Source organism: Haloterrigena sp. H1 (assembly GCF_005938085.1).
GTDB lineage: Archaea > Halobacteriota > Halobacteria > Halobacteriales > Natrialbaceae > Natrinema.
This window is the reverse complement of record NZ_SMZK01000001.1, coordinates 2,284,328-2,303,587: the sequence shown is the minus strand read 5'-3', so window position 1 is coordinate 2,303,587 and position 19,260 is coordinate 2,284,328. Positions and strand designations below refer to the sequence as shown.

17 protein-coding genes and 1 pseudogene are annotated in these 19,260 nt (G+C 63.0%); 14 read left to right on the top strand and 4 right to left on the bottom strand.

Annotated features, from left to right (window positions below):
* Window position 1 precedes the first annotated feature (1 nt).
* Entirely contained in the window at window positions 2–925 is a 924-nt protein-coding gene (locus tag E2L06_RS11470) for an alkaline phosphatase family protein (protein ID WP_138781520.1), read from the top strand.
* Window positions 926–945: 20 nt separating this feature from the next.
* Here E2L06_RS11470 and E2L06_RS11465 read toward each other — a convergent pair whose 3' ends face one another.
* Window positions 946–1,896 (bottom strand): alkaline phosphatase family protein, encoded by a 951-nt coding sequence (locus E2L06_RS11465; protein ID WP_171052352.1) that lies wholly within the window; start codon window positions 1,894–1,896, stop codon window positions 946–948.
* Between the two features lie 268 nt (window positions 1,897–2,164).
* Between E2L06_RS11465 and E2L06_RS11460 the strand changes: the two genes are divergently transcribed.
* A complete protein-coding gene (locus E2L06_RS11460) occupies window positions 2,165–3,607 on the top strand; it encodes a lipopolysaccharide biosynthesis protein (RefSeq protein ID WP_138781516.1) in 1,443 nt (480 codons plus the stop codon).
* A gap of 42 nt (window positions 3,608–3,649) precedes the next feature.
* Here E2L06_RS11460 and E2L06_RS11455 read toward each other — a convergent pair whose 3' ends face one another.
* The 3 genes from E2L06_RS11455 to E2L06_RS11445 all read right to left on the bottom strand — a co-directional run bounded on the left by E2L06_RS11455 (window position 3,650) and on the right by E2L06_RS11445 (window position 6,030).
* Complete coding sequence (locus E2L06_RS11455) at window positions 3,650–4,453, bottom strand: histidine kinase (RefSeq protein WP_138781514.1); 804 nt, start codon at window positions 4,451–4,453, stop codon at window positions 3,650–3,652.
* 163 nt (window positions 4,454–4,616) lie between these two features.
* Window positions 4,617–5,627, bottom strand: coding sequence for a 4-demethylwyosine synthase TYW1 (twy1, locus tag E2L06_RS11450; RefSeq protein ID WP_138781512.1), 1,011 nt, complete (start codon window positions 5,625–5,627; stop codon window positions 4,617–4,619).
* A gap of 67 nt (window positions 5,628–5,694) precedes the next feature.
* Window positions 5,695–6,030: a hypothetical protein gene (locus tag E2L06_RS11445; RefSeq protein ID WP_138781510.1), complete on the bottom strand. Its 336-nt coding sequence runs from the start codon at window positions 6,028–6,030 to the stop codon at window positions 5,695–5,697.
* 218 nt (window positions 6,031–6,248) lie between these two features.
* Here E2L06_RS11445 and E2L06_RS11440 point away from each other — a divergent pair, with 218 nt between their 5' ends.
* From E2L06_RS11440 to phoU (E2L06_RS11385), 12 genes and pseudogenes are all read left to right on the top strand, one after another.
* Entirely contained in the window at window positions 6,249–7,319 is a 1,071-nt protein-coding gene (locus E2L06_RS11440) for a PstS family phosphate ABC transporter substrate-binding protein (RefSeq protein ID WP_138781508.1), read from the top strand.
* A gap of 29 nt (window positions 7,320–7,348) precedes the next feature.
* On the top strand, window positions 7,349–8,425 hold the full coding sequence (gene pstC, locus E2L06_RS11435; protein ID WP_138781505.1) for a phosphate ABC transporter permease subunit PstC: 1,077 nt from the start codon (window positions 7,349–7,351) through the stop codon (window positions 8,423–8,425).
* Window positions 8,422–9,975: a phosphate ABC transporter permease PstA gene (gene pstA / locus E2L06_RS11430; RefSeq protein WP_138781503.1), complete on the top strand. Its 1,554-nt coding sequence runs from the start codon at window positions 8,422–8,424 to the stop codon at window positions 9,973–9,975. The genes pstC (E2L06_RS11435) and pstA (E2L06_RS11430) overlap by 4 nt, the downstream gene beginning before the upstream one ends.
* Window positions 9,972–10,904 (top strand): phosphate ABC transporter ATP-binding protein PstB, encoded by a 933-nt coding sequence (gene pstB / locus E2L06_RS11425; RefSeq protein ID WP_138781500.1) that lies wholly within the window; start codon window positions 9,972–9,974, stop codon window positions 10,902–10,904. The genes pstA (E2L06_RS11430) and pstB (E2L06_RS11425) overlap by 4 nt, the downstream gene beginning before the upstream one ends.
* Window positions 10,904–11,623, top strand: coding sequence for a phosphate signaling complex protein PhoU (gene phoU / locus E2L06_RS11420; RefSeq protein WP_138781498.1), 720 nt, complete (start codon window positions 10,904–10,906; stop codon window positions 11,621–11,623). Before pstB (E2L06_RS11425) ends, phoU (E2L06_RS11420) begins: the two co-directional genes overlap by 1 nt.
* A 112-nt stretch (window positions 11,624–11,735) precedes the next feature.
* Window positions 11,736–12,758: pseudogene (locus tag E2L06_RS11415) on the top strand (phosphate ABC transporter substrate-binding protein PstS family protein).
* A 358-nt stretch (window positions 12,759–13,116) separates the two neighbouring features.
* Entirely contained in the window at window positions 13,117–14,082 is a 966-nt protein-coding gene (locus E2L06_RS11410) for a phosphate ABC transporter substrate-binding protein PstS family protein (protein ID WP_138781496.1), read from the top strand.
* A gap of 48 nt (window positions 14,083–14,130) precedes the next feature.
* Complete coding sequence (gene pstC, locus E2L06_RS11405; protein ID WP_138781494.1) at window positions 14,131–15,078, top strand: phosphate ABC transporter permease subunit PstC; 948 nt, start codon at window positions 14,131–14,133, stop codon at window positions 15,076–15,078.
* Window positions 15,079–15,112: 34 nt separating this feature from the next.
* Window positions 15,113–16,726: a phosphate ABC transporter permease PstA gene (gene pstA, locus E2L06_RS11400; RefSeq protein ID WP_138781492.1), complete on the top strand. Its 1,614-nt coding sequence runs from the start codon at window positions 15,113–15,115 to the stop codon at window positions 16,724–16,726.
* A gap of 3 nt (window positions 16,727–16,729) precedes the next feature.
* Window positions 16,730–17,620: a phosphate ABC transporter ATP-binding protein PstB gene (gene pstB, locus E2L06_RS11395; RefSeq protein WP_138781490.1), complete on the top strand. Its 891-nt coding sequence runs from the start codon at window positions 16,730–16,732 to the stop codon at window positions 17,618–17,620.
* Window positions 17,621–17,795: 175 nt separating this feature from the next.
* On the top strand, window positions 17,796–18,287 hold the full coding sequence (locus E2L06_RS11390) for a metal-dependent hydrolase (RefSeq protein WP_138781488.1): 492 nt from the start codon (window positions 17,796–17,798) through the stop codon (window positions 18,285–18,287).
* A 217-nt stretch (window positions 18,288–18,504) separates the two neighbouring features.
* The gene (gene phoU, locus E2L06_RS11385; RefSeq protein ID WP_138781486.1) at window positions 18,505–19,176 is read left to right on the top strand and encodes a phosphate signaling complex protein PhoU; all 672 of its coding nucleotides are present in this window, start codon (window positions 18,505–18,507) and stop codon (window positions 19,174–19,176) included.
* Window positions 19,177–19,260 lie beyond the last annotated feature (84 nt).

Genomic DNA, 19,260 nt, shown 5'->3' with positions numbered 1-19,260 from the left:
AATGACGGTGATTGTCTTAGCACTGGACGCTCTCGACGCTGGACTGGTCGAGTACTTCGACCTCGACGCGTTCCGTCTCACCTCGAGCGGTGACCTCGAGACGTTCGCGAACACACAGGAGCTACCGTACACACCGGAGGTGTGGGCGACGGTCGCGACCGGTCTGTCACCCGAGGAGCACGGCGTGACCGGCGGTGGCACGAGCGAGTGGGACAATCCCGTCCTCGAGGGACTCTCCCGCATCTCCGGGCGGCTCGACGAGTCGACCCGCGGGACGCTTGGAAAGTTCATCCGGTCGCAAACGGGCGAACGCGAGCGGATCGGCCGGACCGACGCCGCGTCGATCTTCGATGCCGAGGACGCAGCCGTCCACAACTGGCCGGGCGTCGCCGACGGCCGGCCGCTCCAGCGGGCGTGGGATCTGATGAACGCCGTTGCCGAGGGGATGCCACGCAGCACGTTCGAGCGCGAACTGTTCGGCCAGTGTGCCCAGCAGTTCGCTTGGGCGCGCGAGATGCTTCGCCACCCCGTCTCGATCGCCGGCGTCCACGTTCATGCCCTCGACGCCGCCGGCCACGCCTACGCCGACGACGAGGACGCCCTTCGACACGTCTATGTCCGCGTTGGCGAGTTCGTTGAGGAGGTCGCCGACGCACTCGAAGACGGCGACGACCTTCTGCTACTTAGCGACCACGGCATGCGCACTGAATTCTACCCGCCCGACGCCGGCGAGAACTCAGCGACACATTCTTGGCGGGCGTACACGAGTGCAACGACCGACACTCGTCCAGAATCAGTGTTCGACGTCAGAGCATGGGTCGATGCGCACGTCAGCGACACGCGTGTCGAACGCGAGAACGACGGGAGCAGGGAGGCTATCAACGTCCCAGAAGACCATCTGCGTGAACTCGGCTACCTCGAGTGAGCGGCACCGTCCCGTGCCGGTCATTCGAGATAGCCCAGATCCCGAAGCTGTTTTTCTGTCGTGTCCATGACTGCTGGTTGCCGCTCAGCCCGCCTGTCGTCGCTGTCGGCTGCGTGTTCGTCGACCCAGTCGCGAACGTCGAACACGCTTTTTGGCGGGTCGGCGGCGAGCGTCGTCGATGCGAGCGCCCGCCAACTGTGAAAGCCGGGTTCGGAATCGCCGTCGATCCACTCGACTTGCATCCCGTGATCCGACAGCACCAGTAGTTCGTCGACGTGCTCGCGGACGGACCCAAGCAAGCGATCGACCCGTTCGTACACCTCCTGTAGGCGGTCCGGATGCGTCGCGAAGGCGTGGCCGGCGGCATCGAGGACATGCATGTGGACGCCGGCGACGGCTACGTCCGTCTGTCCCATCCCCTGCAGCCAGCCGGCCTCGAGCCCGGCATTCCCGTACAGCCGCCGCCAGAGGTCGTCGTCGGAGATATCACCGTTCGAGGCGAGGTTGAGCCAGTGCCAGGTCTCGCTCAAGTGCTCGCCGGGAGTGACTCCGGGCCACCACCGGACGGCGCGATTCTCCGGCTCGAAGAGGTGTGAGTGGTTGGTCTGCCGGAGTGTCATTCCGACGCCTCCGTTTCCACCACCGTTTCGGGTCGTATCGCCACCGTCGCTGCGCAGCCACGTGCCGATCCTGACGCGTGCCTCTTTCGGCAGGAGATAGGGTGCCACCGCGCTCGCGTACTCGAGGACCGGATTGTGCCACTGCTGTTGCTCGCCGGTCGAGGCGAGGTCGTGCTCCTCGGGTCCGACGCCGGTCGCAGTCGACGTCCAGACCTCGAGTGTGTTCGGGTTCTCGCCGGAGTAGGCGAACGTGTCGAGTTGCTGGTGGGTCTCGAGCAGCATGTTCTCACAGCCCCAGTCGCGGGCGAGGTCGTAGTCGGCGGCGTCGAGAGCGACGATCCCCAGCGTCATAGACGTGTGAACCACGAACGTGCTATTCAATGTCCGGCCGGCAGCGCGATCGGCAGTTGTGGCAGGCGGTACACTGATACCGCCGGATGATGCAGTCGTCTCTAACTCGTCCACTGACATCGATGGTGACGATCCACGCTATTCCAAATTCACGTCGATCGAACGTCGTCGCCCGAACGCCGGCGCGGGTGATCGTCCGCGCGCCGCTCGATCGCCGGACCGGACCCGCCGGTCTGAGCCATCGGTCGCCACGTTCTGCTCGAGACGGATGACGGACGCGACGTCGGTCAGCCTCGGCGGCGAGACGGTGAAGGCGACGGCTGCGAAGTTCGCGATGGCCGCGATCGGCTTTGCCGGGACCGTCGTCTTCGCGCGGATGCTCGGTCCGACCGGGTTCGGCGGCTACTATCTTCTCTTCTCGCTGGTCAAGCTCGGCGACCGGGCGGTCAACGGGTGGGGGACGGCGATTATGAAGCGGTTCTCGGAAGCCGACGCCCCCGAACGGGAGCTGGTCGGCGGCCAACTGGTGTTCACACTGGCGTGGGTCGTGCTCACGGGCGTGGTCAGCATGCTCGCGTCGCAGTGGCTCGTCTCCTACACTGGGATCCCCGCGGCGCCGGTGCTATTTGTCGTCCTGATGGGGGCCGTCACGCTGTACGAGCCCACAGACCGCGTCGTCCAGGCCCGGGGGCTCGCCGGCGCATCGATGTGGATCGATACGTTTCGGTCGCTGCTGACCTTCCCGCTGCAGCTCGGGCTCGTCCTTCTCGGCCTCGGCGCTGCGGGGATGGCCTACGGGCTCGCCGCAGCGACGTTCCTCTCGCTGCCCGCACTCTGGTATTTCGTCCGGACGACACCGACGGTCCCGTCACGTGACACGCTCGAGAGCCTCTGGTCGTACGCGAAGTACAGCATCCCAAACTCGTTTCTCGGGCAGGCCTACGATCGATTCGACATTATCCTGCTCGGCTACCTGCTGGCACCCGCCGCGGCCGGCCAGTACGAAGTCGCACTGAAGCTCACCGTCCCGGCGACGTTCGTGATGCTGGCCGCCCAGAGCGTGCTGATGGCCCGCGTCAGCCGGCTCCACAGCCAGGGCGAGGACGTCAGCGATGACATCTCGAACACGCTCGCGTTCTCGAGCATCGTCGCGATTCCGATGTTCTTCGGCGCCGCCGCGATGCCCGAAACGCTCGTCGTAACCGCGTTCGGGGCCGAGTACGCCGACGCCGCCTCGTTGCTGATCGGGCTCGCGCTGTTCCAGATCGTGAGTACACAAAGCGGGCCACTCACGAGCGCGATCGGTGGGATCGATCGGCCGGACGTCAATACATGGATCTCGGCGACGACGCTCGGGCTGAACGTCGTCCTCGGCGTCGCGCTGACGCTCGCATACGGCGCGATCGGAGTCGTGATCGCAACGGTCGTCGCCGAGGCGCTCCGGTATCTCCTCTCCGCATACGTCGTCAGGCAGGAACTGCCGGCGGTCGAGTTGGTCCCCCGGACGCTGCTCGAGCAGGTCGTGGCATCGGTGCTGATGTTCGTCGTCGTCCTTCTACTCCTCCGAACCGTCCCCGTCGATCGGTGGTACCACCTGCTCGCCGTCGTCTCGGTCGGTGCGGCTGTGTACTCGGCGGCACTGGTCGCGATCAGTCAGAAACTCCGCGTGACGATCGAAGGGGTCGTCCAAAGTTCCCGCCTCGAATTATAGGCTGCTCGAAGGAGACCGGCGTCGCGGGTGAGACGCGCCGCGCTACAGTGCCCGCGCGATGTAGTCGTCGATCGCGGCGACGCGCTCTTGATCGCTCGTCCAGAAGCCGTCCCAGACACGCGGCTCGGTCTCGAGACAGACGAGCGCGATCCCGTCCGTGTCGGGCGATGTGCGCTCGTCCGGGGTGAACACGACGAACCAGCCGTCCCGGTACTCCGCGTCCGGTCCCGTATGGGGTGTCACGGGCAGGTCGGTCGAGCCACCGCCGTCGGCCCCGTAGGCGTGGACATCGACGGCGGTCTCCGCGATCGCCGCGTAGGTCTCGTAGGTACCGATCTCGTCGTCGATACGCGAGAGGCGCTGGAATGCACTGCGGAGCGTGCCGCTACCGGCTGTCCAGGCACGCTGTTCGATGTACCGCGAGACGATGATCAACAGCAGCTTCTCCTTGTGTGCGAGCGGGTACCCCCGTAGCTGGAAGCGGGTCCCTCCGAGTCCCGCCAGCACGTCGGGAAACTCGATCTCGCCGACGCTGCGTGCGCCGGTGACGAACAGATCGGAGTTGATCGCGAGGATCGACTCGTAGAGTTCGTGCATTGGGGAGGCCGCGACCGGCTCCCCGTCCTCGAGAAGAACGGCGGTATCCTCGCTTGTCTCGAGCGTCGCGGCGATTTCGGGCGCGAGCTGTCCCTCGGACGGGACGGCCGCGTTCGGCGCGACGCTGATCGACTGGCCGTCGAACGTGTCGGCGAGCATCCCCTCGAGGGGGCCGGCCGCGTCGTCGTTGACGACTGCGATCGTCCGATCGGGGGAGCCGGTATCGTCGATGAACGATCGAAGTGACACTAGCGCACGTTCGGACGTGCGACACGTAAATATGCTTGCCAACTATGCGGCCCTCGAGATCGCGGGCCGTTGGCTGCTGGGTCGTCCGGAGTCCTGTCAGCTAGTGCCGGCGCACTCACGACCCGCCATGGGGTGTACCGGGATACAGTGACAACAGTCCGTATCAGTCCCCAGTGACGGGATCGCTCTCCCAGAACTCGCTCCCCTTCTTCAGTTTCGGCACCCACGTGTCGGTCGTCTTCGAGAGCAACGCGACGCGGGATGCTGGGACGCCCATGACCTCGTCGAACTCGGGCATGTGTTCAGCCACTGATTCCGTGAACTCGACAACGTCCTCGTGGTCGGGCATCGACGAGCGGTCGAGGCGGCCCCGCGAGTGGCCGACGTGCATGTACGCTTTCAGTTCGATGAAGTCGGGATCGGCCTGCTGGTAGAAGCCGGCGTACCAGTCGGGATGGTGCATGTTCTCTCCGTCGACCAGCGTCGTCCGGATGACCGTGCGAGTCTCGTCTTTGTCGGCGAGGACGGCCATCGTCTCGAGCAGCTTCTCCCAGGCGTCGTCTTCCATCGCGCCGACGACCTGATCGAAGGTGTGGCGCTCGGGGGCGTCGACGCTGACGTACAGCTGGGTGGGGTCGCACTCGGCGAGCACCTCGGGGCGGGTGCCATTGGAAACGAGGAACGTCGTGATGTCCCGATCGTGGAAGGCCTCGATGAGTTCGGGCAAGTAGGGATACAGCGTCGGCTCGCCGTCGAGGCTGATGGCGACGTGGCGCGGTTCCATCGCCTGGTCGAAGACCTCACGGGGGACCTCTTCGTTGCCGCCGAAACCCGAGAGCAATTTCTTCTGGAGGTCGATCGAGGCGTCGACCACCGCTTCGGGGTCGTCCCACTCGACGTCGTCCAGTTCGTAGGCGTGGCCGTTGTGATCGCGCCAGCAGAAGACACACCGCTCGTTACACCGGACGACCGGCGTCATCTGAATGCACCGATGGGATTCGATGCCGTAGAAGATGTTCTTGTAACACTTGCCTTCGCCGCGGAGGGCGTTTGCCGTCCAGCCGCAGGTCTGGGCGGCCGTGTGGTTCTCGCTGTGGTAGTCCGGGCTCGAGACCTGTGCCGCTCCGCCGTCGTCGGCGTCGGTGTCGGCCCCAGAAGGTGCGGAGTCGCTCATGTTGGCGGCCGTTAGACGGGCGGGGGCAAAAGACGTGTGGTGTATGCGGCAGTCGGCCGGTTGTTCGTCACTCGTCGTGACGACTGTCGCTCGCGGAGTCATCGCTGGGACCGTTCGGCAGCGAGAACGGATCGGCGGGTTCGTCGTCATGTGTCGCGTCGTCGCGCTCGAACAGGTACAGCGCCGGCCCCCCGACGACCATCACGAGCAAGCCGGGAATCGGCACAGCCAGGGATGAGAGATAGAGCCCCAGCGCGCTACCCCAGGCGACGCCCACGACGCCCGCCCAGAGTGGGGGTCTCGAGACCTCGTTTCGTGTCGCGTCCCGATAGACGACGGCGGCACAGCCGAGCACGAGCGCGATCCCAAGGAGTACGACTGTGCCCACCTGCAGGGAACTCATACGCCGAGTTATACTGCTAGCTGTAAGTCAGTGTCGCGATTCGTTGACTCCGACCCGGGTACGAGTAGCGATACCGTCACGCGGAGCCGAGCGCTTTGTAGTCGCCACCCGTCGCGTTGGTTGCCGCCGGCGTAGAGCTATATAGAGCTATGTCGCCACTGATCGGTATATATGGTTCATAGCATCGTATTTTTATAGCCCGTCGGATTTCTCAGGTGATGGCAGACAACCAGTTCGAGCGCTCTGTGGATTCGGTTTCGCGACGGAAGTTCATCGCAGCGACCGGCGCACTCGGGACGATGGCGGCCGCCGGCTGTCTGGGCAATGCAAGCAGCGACGGTAGCACTAGCCCACTGACGGCCGACGGTTCCTCGACAGTGTACCCGATCACGTCCGACGGCGCGTCGGTCTGGAACTCCAACCCGCCGGCCGACGACGAGGAGTACTGGGGCCCCGGCCAGTACGACATCGACACCGACAAGCCGATGGCCGACTACTGGGCCGGCCTCTACGGCTTCGAGGCCAACGACGACGGCACTCCGCCGTTCCAGGTCAACGTCGGTCTCAGCCACTCGGGAACCGGCATCGAGAAGGTCGCGAACGGGCAGGTCGACATCGGCGACGCCAGTTCCGGCGTCGCGGACGAGCTGCCCGACGCCAGCCAGGAGGAACTCGACAAGTACGTCGACCACGTCGTCGGCCGCGACGGCCAGCCGGTCGTCGTCAGCAAGGAGATCTACGACGCGGGCGTGACCGAACTCAACGGCGACCAGGTCCGCGGGATCTACACCGGCGAGATCACGAACTGGTCCGAGATCGACAAGTACTCCGGCCCCGACAAGGAGATCCAGGCTGTCGGCCGCGCAGTCGGCTCCGGTACCGACACCGCGTTCCGCGCCAACATGCTCGGCGACCCCGAGGCGGAAATGAGCGTTGACGTCCGCCAGGGCCAGAACCAGCAGGTCCAGACGACGGTCGCGAACTCCGACAACGCCATCGCGTACATGGCGCTGGCGTTCGTCGACGAGAACCGCGTCCCCGCCATCTCGCTGACGCTCGACGGCACGACCTACACCCTCGGCGAGAACCTCGGCTCGAAGGACTACCCGCTCTCCCGGGACCTCCACTGCTACACCTACGAGGACACCAGCGAGAAGGAGGCCGCGTTCATCCGCATGCTGCTGAGCGAGTTCGGCCAGCAGAACTTCGTCGCGCCGAACAACTACTTCATGATTCCGCCGGAGGAGCGCGAAGAGCAGCTCTCGAAGCTTCCCGAGCCGTCTAACTAAGCCGCGTCGCCGTTCAACCACGGTATTTTATGTCAACGACAGAACTACACCAACAACTGAAGGACCGATTCGGGGTCGAGGCGTCAGACGACCGCGTCGTCACCGCGGGGGCAGCGGGCGCGCTGTGTCTCGTCGCGACCACGATCCTGTTCCTGCTCGGCTCGCAGTTCACGGCGATCCCCCTGGCGGGATTCCTATTCACCGTCGGGTACGGACTGTGGAACCATCAGGCGACGACGGCGAAGGCGCTGACCTTCCTCGCGACGATCGCGACGGGAGCGATCCTCGCGCTGATTACCGTCTACCTTATCATCGAGGCGCTTCCGGCGATGCGGGAGATGGGCCTCGCGATGTTCACCGAGACGTCCGCGCCGATGTGGCGAACCCGCGGCGAGGAAGTGTACTCGCTGGTCCCGATGATGTGGGGCACGCTCGTCACGACGATCCTGGCGATGCTGATCGCCGGGCCGCTCGGCGTCGCGGGCGCGCTGTTCATCAGCGAGATCGCGCCCGACGCGGTCCGCGAGATCGTCAAGCCCGCCGTCGAGACGCTCGCGGGAATTCCCTCGATCGTCTACGGCTTCATCGGCTTCACCATTCTGAACGACTACATGATGGAGAACCTGGAACTGCCGACATCCGGCAGCCTCGTTATCGTGGGACTGGTCGTCGGTCTGATGTCGCTGCCGACGGTCGTCTCCGTCGCCGAGGACGCCATCGCGAGCGTCCCTGAATCGATGAAAAGCGGCTCGCTCGCGCTTGGAACGACCGACTGGCAGACGATCAAGAGCATCACCATCCCCGCCGCGTTCTCGGGAGTCTCGGCTGCCGTGCTACTCGGCGTCGGGCGTGCCGTCGGCGAAACGATGGCGGCGACGGTGATCCTGGGCCACGCCCAGCGGCTGCCCGACCCACTATACGACGTCTTCGGGAATACGGAGACGCTGACCAGCCTCATCGCGAGCCAGTACGGGGTCGCCAGCGGAACGCACATGAGCGCGCTGTTCGCCGCGGGCGTCGTGCTGTTCGTCAGCGTCACCGTGCTGTCGATCGGCTCGCAGTATATTGAACGACGGATGAAACATCAGCTACAGGGTGAATCATGAGCGGAGAGACTTCCTCCCGGACGGCTGCGCCGGGGATCGACATGTTCGATCGCGTCGCGCTGGGGATCGTTGGGATCTCTATCGTCACGTTCTTGCTCGGCTGGACGACGCTGTTCGATCGCACGAGCCCAGACACCGCAGTCGCGGGCCTCTCCCTGTTCGCGCTGTTCGGCGTCGTGTTCCTGCTCGCTGGCGCCGGTTTGATCACCGCTGGGATCGCGTCGAACGTCGGCCTCTTCGAGACCACCGCCGACCAGTACACCGGACTCGGCACCGGTGTTGCGTTCGGCGTCGTCGGCTTCGCAACCGGCGGTCTCGTGACGACGATCCTGTTTGGCGTCGGCGCGACCGGCAGCGTCCTCGTGGGGCTGGTCGTCGCGCTCATCGCGACGCTCGGCGTCGCAGTGCTCCCGGAAGACATCGGGACAACGCTCCCAGTCGGCCTCCTCGCGCTGGCTTGGGGCGTCTTGCTCGTCGCTGGATTCGTCGACGTCGGCTGGGTCTGGGATCCGCCGTCGATCAAGGCCACGTTCCACGCGCCGATCGTCGTGCCGCTGGTGACGATCGCGCTCAGCCTGCTGGTCGCCTGGAGCGGAGCGATCGTCGCCGAGGAGTTCGGCAGCCAGGGCCGACAGAACGGCGCGTATCTGATGATCGGGCTGAACGCATTCGGCATGATCGCCGTACTCCTGTTGCTGATTCTGTTCGTCGTCCGCAAGGGGCTGCCGAAGCTCCTCGAGGGCGCACAGTTCGGTCCAGGGCTGAACATCTCCGTTCCCTTCCTCACGAAGGGCGTCATGCTCGGCCAGCAGCACAACGGCATCTTCCCGGCTATCGTCGGCACGGTCTGGCTCGTGGTCGGCGCGGTGGTACTCGCGATCCCGATGGGGATCGGCGCCGCCGTCTTCCTCACCGAGTACGCCGAACAGGGCCGATTCACCGCGGTCATCGAGACCGCGACCAACGCGCTGTGGAGTACGCCCAGTATCGTCTACGGCCTGTTCGGCTACGCGTTCCTCGTGCCGCGGTTCGGCAACGCGAACTCGCTGCTGGCAGGGATGATGGTGCTTGGGTTCATGCTGCTACCTCTGGTCGTCATCACCAGTCGGGAGTCGATCAAGAGCGTTCCCGACGAGTACCGCGACGCCAGTGCCGCGCTGGGCGTCAACCAGTGGCAGACGATCCGGAGCGTCGTGCTGCCGGCCGCGATGCCCGGCGTCGTGACGGGCGTAATCCTCGGCGTCGGTCGGATCGCTGGCGAGACGGCGCCGATCCTGCTGGTCACCAGCGGGACACCGTTCCCGGCGCGCGCGCCAAGTATCCTTGGCTCGTTCCGGTTCACCGCGGCGCCGCCGTTCGTCCAGAACGAGGCGCTGCTACAGGCCTCGAGCGCGCTCCCCTACCAGCTGTACGCCGTCATCACCGCCGGCGTCGGCCAGGAGGAGGCGTTCGGATGGGGGACCGCCCTCGTACTGCTGATGGTGGTACTGGGCTTCTACGCCATCGGTATCACCTCGCGGATCTACTTCAGGAAGAAGCTAAACCAATGAGCGACCAAACAGTGACACGAACGAACGAGGAACAGCAATCCAAGAGCCTCACGGAACAGCAATCCAACAGCCTCACGGTCGACGCCGAGACCGACGAGCGACTCGTCGACTCGTGGACTGACTACGAGTTCGAGGACGAGGCCGCGATCACGGTCGAGGACCTCGACGTGTACTACGGCGACGACCACGCCATCGACAGCGTCTCGATGGACATTCCCGAGCAGAGCGTGACGGCTCTGATCGGCCCGAGCGGCTGCGGGAAGTCGACGTTCCTTCGATGTCTCAACCGGATGAACGATCGGATCGACAGTGCCCGAGTTGAGGGGACCGTCGAGATCGATGGCGAGAACATCTACGAGGGCGACACCGACCTGGTGAAGCTCCGGAAGAAGGTCGGGATGGTGTTCCAGAGCCCGAACCCGTTCCCGAAGTCGATCCGCGAGAACGTCTCCTACGGGCCGCGCAAGCACGGCGACGTGAACGTCGGCCTGCTGGGCAAGCTGCTCGGCGGCGACGACAGCGAGGCAGAAATACAGATCGTCGAGCGTTCGCTCAAGCAGGCCGCGCTGTGGGACGAAGTGTCCGATCGCCTCGACGACAACGCACTCGGGCTCTCGGGCGGCCAGCAACAGCGTCTGTGCATCGCGCGCTGTCTCGCCGTCGACCCCGACGTGATTCTGATGGACGAGCCCGCGAGCGCGCTGGACCCGGTCGCAACCGCCAAGATCGAGGACCTCATCGAGCAGCTTGCCGAGGAGTACACCGTCGTGGTCGTCACCCACAACATGCAGCAGGCCGCGCGGATCAGCGACCAGACCGCTGTGTTCCTCACCGGCGGCAAGCTCGTCGAGTACGATAACACCGACAAGATCTTCGAGAACCCTGAGAGCGAACGGGTTGAGGACTACGTCACCGGCAAGTTCGGGTGATGACACGCGGGGACTATCAGGACCGCCTCGAGCGCCTTCGCGAGACGGTCATCGCACTGGGCGATCTCGTCCGCGACCAGCTCGCAGATGGATTCAGCGCGCTGTTCGCCGGTGATCGTGCGCTCGCGCGCGAAGTAATCGCGAGCGATCAGGCCGTCAATCGCCGCTCCCTCGAGATCGAGAGCGAATGTCTCGACCTGCTGGCGCTGTACCAGCCGGTCGCTAGCGACCTTCGGAGCGTCATCGCGACGTTCAAGATCGTCACCGATCTCGAGCGGGTGGGCGATCTCGCGACCAACTTGGCAGAGTATACACTGGCGTCGACTGGGTCTGCACCGACGCTTCCCGATGTCGATTTCGAGCGGATCGCCGCGCTCGCACTCGAGTTCGTCGAGGACGCGATCGAGGCGTTCGTCACGGACGACGTGGACGCCTGTTTTGCGGTCGCCGATCGTGACGACGAACTCGATGCCCGCTGTGAGGCCGTGACCGAGCGCATCGTCCGCACGCTCATCGACCTCCGCGTCGACGGCGATGCAGTCAACAGTCCACAGGCGTTCCCGAACGGGTCAGACGAGTGGCCACTCGAAAACGTCCTTTCGGACGTCTCTCGGACGCTTGTGATCGTCCGCGACATAGAGCGAGTTGGTGACCACGCAGTGAACGTGGCCGCTCGGACGCTCTATGCACTCGAGAACAGCGAGGAGTTGCTCGCCTGAGCGATCGGGGCCTACGGCGTGGCGAACGGATCTATATACGAACTGAATACTATTGATAGATATACAGTCCTCATAGCATCGTATTTTTATAGGCTTCCGTGTCGTTCACATGATGAGACGCGACCAGTTCGGACGGTCTTTCGAGGGGGTGTCGCGGCGGAACGTCTTGACAGCGACCAGCGGGGTAACGGCGGCTGCGTTCGCCGGCTGTCTCGGAAGCGAAACTAGCAGTGACGACGAACCCGCTGGCAACGGCCAGGATGAAACCGAGGGCAGCGACGGCCTCTCCGGGGAGATCACGATCACGGGCTCGAGTACGGTGTATCCGATCTCCGAGGAGATGAAAACCCGATTTATGGAAAAACATCCGGATGTCACCGTCACGGTCGATTCGACCGGCAGCGGCGGCGGGTTCGAGAACCACTTTTGCCCCGGCGATTCGGACATCAACGCAGCGTCACGCCCGGTCAAGGATGCGGAGAAAACTCATTGTAGCAAAAACGACGTGACGCCGGTCGAGATGCGGATCGCAGGCGACGCGCTCACGATGGCCGTCAGCACGGAAAACACGTGGGCTAACTGCCTCTCCTTTGACCAGCTCGCCCAGATCTAGAGCGGCGGCGCAGAAACGTGGGCTGACCTGAACGCCGACTGGCCCGATGAGCCGTTCGAACTCTACGGCCCCGACACGACATCGGGGACCTACGACTGGTTCTCCCAGCACGTCGTCAGTCGCGCTGGCACCCACCGCTCCGACTACGTCAGTACGGAGGACGACGAGACCATCGTCCAGGGGCTCGAGAGTAGTCCGTACGCGATCGGCTACTTCGGGTATTCCTACTACGCACAGAACCAAGACCGTATCACGGCGCTGGCGATCAAAGCAGACGCGAGCGACGCGTGTGGCGATCCGAGCCTGCAGGCAGCCCGAACAGGTACTTACCCGATGGCTCGGCCGCTATTTATATACCCCTCCGAGGAGGCACTCCAGCGTGAGGAAGTCGCCGCTTTCGTGCGATTCTATCTCGAGAATTCGACGGCCGACTGGATCGCAAACGAGATCAACTACGTCCCCTCGAGCAACGAACAGGCCGCGACGAATCTCCAGACGCTCGAGGGGATCGCCGGGGAGTAACGGGATTGCGGTCGGTTTCGATCCGAACAGGGACCGAATCGACCGGTGTCGTTATTGCGGATCTTGAGTTCACGGTGTCGCCGTACCGGAACGGTTTTTTGAGAGTGGCGACGATATCTCGTCTGGCAGGTCTCCCCACTATAGTTTTGCGAAATCTATAGTCTCACACAGCTATAGTCGGCTATGTAATATGTGGTGAATGTGCGCATAGTACCTAATGCCGTCAGTAACGCGTTAAACCGTTCAGTGTCGTGGAATTGGTCTTCGCCGAGTAAGCTATTCGGAGCTATGGCGATCTATATAGCAATACATAGCTAACATAGCATCGTATTTCTATATACAGTCGAACGTTCACCTGATGACCGATACCCAGATGGATCGTTCGGGTCGCTCGTTTTCTCGACGAAAGTTCCTGGCCGCGACGGGCGCAGTGGGTGCCGCTGCGATCGCTGGCTGTACCGAAAACACGGGTAATGGTGGGAACGAGCGTGTCGTCGTCACGGGAAGTAGTACGGTGTTCCCGGTGTCCGACAGGCTCGCCGAAGAGTTCATGGAGCAAAATGACGGTATAAGCGTCACCACCGACTCGACTGGAACCGGTGGCGGCTTCAACAACAATTTCTGTCCAGGCGACTCCGATATCAACGGTGCTTCGCGACCGATCAAGGATGCTGAGGTCCAAGACTGCAGCGACAGCGGCGTCGACCCCATCGAGTTCCAGGTTGGGAAAGACGCGGTCACGATGGCCGTCCACAACGATTCGCCGATCGACTGTGTGACTTACGACGAACTCGCCCAGATTTGGAGCGAGGGCGGCGCAGAAACGTGGGCCGACGTCAACTCCGACTGGCCCGATGAGGAGATCGTACGTTTCGGCCCGCCATCGACGTCTGGAACCTTCGACTGGTTCAATACCAACGTCATCGGCGACGCCGGGAGCCACGTCACGCAGTACGAGAAGACCGAAAACGACAACGAGCTCGTGCAGGGCATCTCGTCGACTCAAAACGCGATCGGCTACTTCGGCTACGCGTACTATCGGGAAAACCAGGACGCACTCAAAGCACTCGAGATCCGCGAGACCGAGGACGACGAGTGCACCGCACCGAGCATCGACGAGGCCCAGTCGGGCACGTATCCGATGGCACGACCGCTGTATATCTACGTTAACAAGGACGCGCTCCAGCAGGATGCGGTCTACGACTTCGTCGAGTTCTACATCGAGCAGTCTTCGACCGACGTCATCTCCGATGTCGGCTACGTCCCCGTAAGCGAAGAGCAGGCCCAGTCAAACCTCGACAAACTCGAGAGCGAAGCGAACTGACGCGGCGAATCGAACGATTCACCATGGTAAGTCAACTACGCCCCACAAATGAGTGAACGATCGATAGATGTCGACTTGACACGATCATCGTCGGGTCGAGTCGTCAAAGAGCGCATCTACAAGTGGCTGCTGTTCGCTTGTGCTGCGCTGACCGTGTTCGTTACAGCGGCGATCATCTACACGCTGGCTACCGACGCGATTGCGTTCTTCATGACAGAAGACGCCAGTGTAGCTGGGTTCTTTACCGGAACGGAGTGGATTGCCCGCTCCGACGGCGGGACCTTCGGCGTCTGGCCGCTTGTGACTGCGACGCTGACAATCACCTTCGTCTCGGCGCTCGTCGCGGTGCCAACCGGCGTCGCAGCTGCCGTCTATCTCAGTGAGTACGCCAGCGACCGGATGCGCTCGATCCTGAAACCGTCACTCGAGATCCTTGCCGGGATTCCGACGGTCGTCTACGGCTACCTGGCGCTCGTCTACCTGACGCCGGCGCTCCAGTGGATCGGCATCCCCGTCAGCACGTTCAATCTGCTGTCCGCGTCTATCATGGTCGGGATCATGATTATCCCGATGGTCTCGTCGCTGTCGGAAGACGCGATGAGTTCCGTCCCGGATGCGCTCCGGCAGGCGGGCTACGGGATGGGGGCGACGAAATACGAAGTGTCGACCGGGGTCGTGATTCCGGCTGCCATTTCGGGGATCTTCTCGTCGTTTATCCTCGCACTCTCGCGAGCGATCGGTGAGACGATGATCGTCGTCATGGCTGCCGGCTTGCGACCGCGGATGTTCAACTTCGCGAACCCACTCGACAACCTGCTCAGTTCGGGACAGCCGATGACCGCCGGTATGGTTAGCGCCGTCACCAGTGACGCGACCGGCGGCTCGGCAACGTATTTGAGTATGTTCGCACTCGGCCTGACGCTGTTCGTCATCACGTTCGTGATGAACCTCGCGAGCGATTACGTCGCATCACGCTATCAGGAGGAGTACCAATGAGTGACACCGACGAAACGATGGAGGTGGATCGATAATGGCGACTGACCAACAGACCGCGACGTGGTATGGAACGGGCGAGGCAGTCAGCCGCGTCCGTGGCAAAGCGTTCAAGACGCTCTGTCTCAGCGCGACCCTTCTGGCCCTGTTGTCCGTCTTCGTGCTCCTCCTGTACGTCGCGAACGACGCTTTCCAGCCCCTTTCGGCGGACATGGGGTGGCTGCTCGTCACCATCGGGACGGTCGTCGTCCCTGCTCTGGGGGCGATCGGCTACTACTATACGCGCGATACGAGGGCGGGTGAGACGGCGACCATCGCGCTCGGCTTACCGGTCGTCTCGCTGCTGCTCACCGGCGGGGTGTTCATCACGTTCGAACACGTCGTCAGCGTCTATCAGTGGCTCTCGATCCTCGTCTCGCTCGTCGTCGCCGGCGGGATCGTGTACGCCCACAGCCGCGTTCGAACGGAGGCCGACCTCGAGCGACTCGTTGTCGTCGTAGCTGTGCCAGCGCTCGTGCTCTGGTTCATTCCGGGGCTCATCCTCTCGCTGCCGATGTTGCCGACGCAGTCGCTTGCGCTGCTGGGATCGTTCGTCGTGCCGGTCGCAGTCGTCGTCGGCCTGTTCGTCCGCAGACAGCGCGAAAACGACCGTGACGGTGCGATCGCTGCGGTACTGACGCTCGTCGGGGCGGCAGCAGGATTCGGCGTTGCGCCCGTCGTCGGCATCACCCCGTTCGTCTGGATGCTGCTCGTTACGGTCACCGCCGTCCCCGTCGCTCTCTACGTCGAGAGCGTCATCCGCCGTGGAGTCGGCGTGTCAGGGCTCGCGTTCCCGCTGATCGTCGTCGGTGGGATCGTCGCAAGCGTCGCCCTTACGGACGCACTCGGGGTCGCCGGCCCGACGCCGTGGCTCGACTGGGGATTCCTGACGAACGTCCCCTCGCGGACGCCCGAAGACGCTGGCTTCTATCCGCCGCTGGTCGGCTCGGTGATGATGTTGCTCATCATCGTCGTCTCCGCGTTCCCGGTCGGCGTCGGCGCCGCACTCTATCTCGAGGAGTACGCCCCGAAACGAGGTCGCTGGGGCCGGCTCGTTGACCTGATCGAAGTCAACATCGGGAACCTCGCCGGCGTGCCATCGGTCGTCTACGGGGTCCTCGGGCTCGCACTGTTCATCCGAGCGGGTGGGTTCGGGTCAGGAACTGCCCTCGTCGGCGGCTTCACGGTCGGCCTGTTGATTCTCCCGATCGTCATTATCTCCTCGCAAGAGGCGATCAGTGCCGTCCCTGACTCGATGCGCCAGGCATCGTACGGCATGGGTGCAACCAAGTGGCAGACGACCCGCAACGTCGTCCTTCCGGAGGCACTGCCGGGGATCATGACCGGCAACATCCTCGCGATGGGACGAGCGATCGGTGAGACGGCACCGCTGCTCATCATCGGCGCACCAGCTGTCGTCCGAATCGCACCGAACTCGTTTACGAACAAGTTCAGCGCGATGCCACGCCAGATCTACACCTGGTCGGGCGAGATCGATGCCGCGTTCCGACACGGGGTGTTGGCAGCTGGCGTTGTCACGCTACTGGTCGTTCTCCTGCTCATGAACGGCGCTGCCATCCTGATTCGTAACAAGTATCAACGCCGAGAGTAACCTATGACACAAGATTCAATGACTGACCCGGACAGCCGTACTGGTAGCCAATCGACCGACTTCGAGGGATCGAATCAAACGAGCGATCCGCTCGTCGATTCGTCGATCAACACCGGCCAGTCGGGCAGCCCCGGGGGAGAAACGAGGACAGTAATCGAATCCCGGGACCTCGACGTGTTCTACGACGAGACGCAGGCGCTGCAGAGCGTCGACATCGAGATCCCGGCCGAAAAGGTCACGGCGATCATCGGTCCGTCCGGTTGTGGGAAATCGACGTTCCTCCGGTGTATCAACCGGATGAACGACCTCGTCGACGCTGCACGAATCGAGGGCGAGTTGAACTTCGAAGGGAAAAACGTCTACGACGATAACGTCGATCCAGTCGTCCTTCGGCGCAAGATCGGGATGGTCTTCCAGTCGCCGAATCCATTCCCCAAGAGCATCTACGACAACGTCGCCTACGGCCTGAACGTCCAGGGGATCGAGGGCGATTACGACGCGATCGTCGAGAAGGCACTCCGCCGCGCTGCGCTCTGGGACGAGGTCAAAGACCAACTCGACTCGAGCGGACTGGACCTCTCCGGTGGACAACAACAGCGCCTCTGTATCGCGCGTGCGATCGCACCCGATCCGGACGTACTCCTGATGGACGAGCCGGCGTCGGCGCTGGACCCGGTCGCGACCTCGAAGATCGAGGATCTGATCGAAGAGCTGTCCGAGGAGTATACGGTCGTCATCGTCACGCACAACATGCAACAGGCTGCCCGAATCTCGGATAAGACGGCGGTCTTCCTGACCGGTGGCGAACTCGCCGAGTTCGACGACACCGACAAGATCTTCGAGAACCCCGAGAGTCAACGCGTCGAGGACTACATCACCGGCAAGTTCGGGTAATCAAACCGTCGCGCTATTGCCGTGCGGTTCGCGGTTTCAGTCGAGCCGTCGGTTGCGATCGGTTGCGTTTTTCTCAGAGTCGAATGTCGTCTGTGCGGAGACAGTCGAGCGACCGATTGTGTGTTGAGTGCTAACTATGCAATTTATTAGCTGATATCGCATCCGTCGGAAACGGATGGTCGCCACTGGGGTTCACATCCTGGTCGGGCTGGCACTGGTCATGCTGATGGGTCGGTCCAGACAGCCCGAGCCGTACCTCGTTGCGGCGCTCGCCGCTACCGTTCCCGACAGCGATACGTTCGTCTTTCGGCCGCTGGTCGAACTCGGATACGTAACCGGCGCCCTGTGGAGTCACCGGGGACTCACACACTCGCTTCTTGGAGGCATCATCGTGGTCGCTCTCTTCTCGTATTTCGGCCCCCGGCAGGCTGCTGCGATCGGATTCGGGTCACATATCGTCCTTGATTCCCTGTCGGGTGGTGTCCGGCTGTTCGCGCCCGTCGACCAGACGCTGTATGGCCTGTCGGTCGATTGGTTGCTGCTCAACTCGCTCACATCAGCCGTTGCAGTCCCCATGATTCTCGGCGGGTTGCTCGCACTGAAACACGACGGCGAGTACCGGCCACCCTCGTTTAGGTCGAAACCGGTTCTCGAGTGGTTCCGGTAGTACGTCCTCCGCAATCGCTCGAGGCCCCGGAATGGGCTCTAGTAACAACTGAAACGATTTAACACCGATCGCACAGTAGTCGTGCGATCGGGTGTGCAGTGACGTTCAGTGGCTACTATAGGGGTCGACGAGCGATAGGGGAGGTCTCACGTCGGAGTCGTCGCTAGAATTGGTACTGCACGCAGCCTTTATCAGGAACGGACACCGTGAAAACGGTATGGCCAGACAATCGTATCAGGACAAACTCACGGAACTCCGTGAGGACGTCCTCTACATGAGCGAAGTCGTCATGGAACGGCTTCGCATGGGACTTGACGCCTTGGAACAGAAAGACGAGGACCTCGCCCGCGAAGTGATCGAAGGCGACGGCGAGATCAACCGGATGTACCTCGATCTCGAGCAGGACTGTATCGACCTGCTCGCCCTCCAGCAGCCGGTGGCGAGCGATCTACGGTTTATTGCCGCCTCGTTCAAGATTATCACCGACTTAGAGCGAATCGGCGACCTCGCGACCAACCTCGGCGAGTACACGCTCGACGCCGAGCGCGATCTGTTCCCCGACGTCGACGTCCAAGAAATGGGCGAGTTGACCCTCGACATGCTCGAGGACGCGATGCTCGCCTACGACACCGAGAACACCGACGCCTGTCGCGAACTAGCTGCCCGTGACGATGAACTCGATCACTTCGCCGAGCGGGCCAGCGAGATCGTCGTCCGCGATCTCATCGAGCGCGAACTCGAGTCGCCCAACGAGGTCGAACAGCTGCTTCAGGACGTTTCACGGCTTCTGTTGACGATTCGGGACCTCGAGCGCGTCGGCGACCACACGGTTAACATCGCCGCGCGCACGCTGTACATGGTCGAAAACGACGACGATCTCATCTACTGAGACCCTACATAAACCGAGTTACGCACCGATCGCACGTGAAACGCGATCGGGTGTTCACGGACGGTTGGTGATCAGTATCGTCGC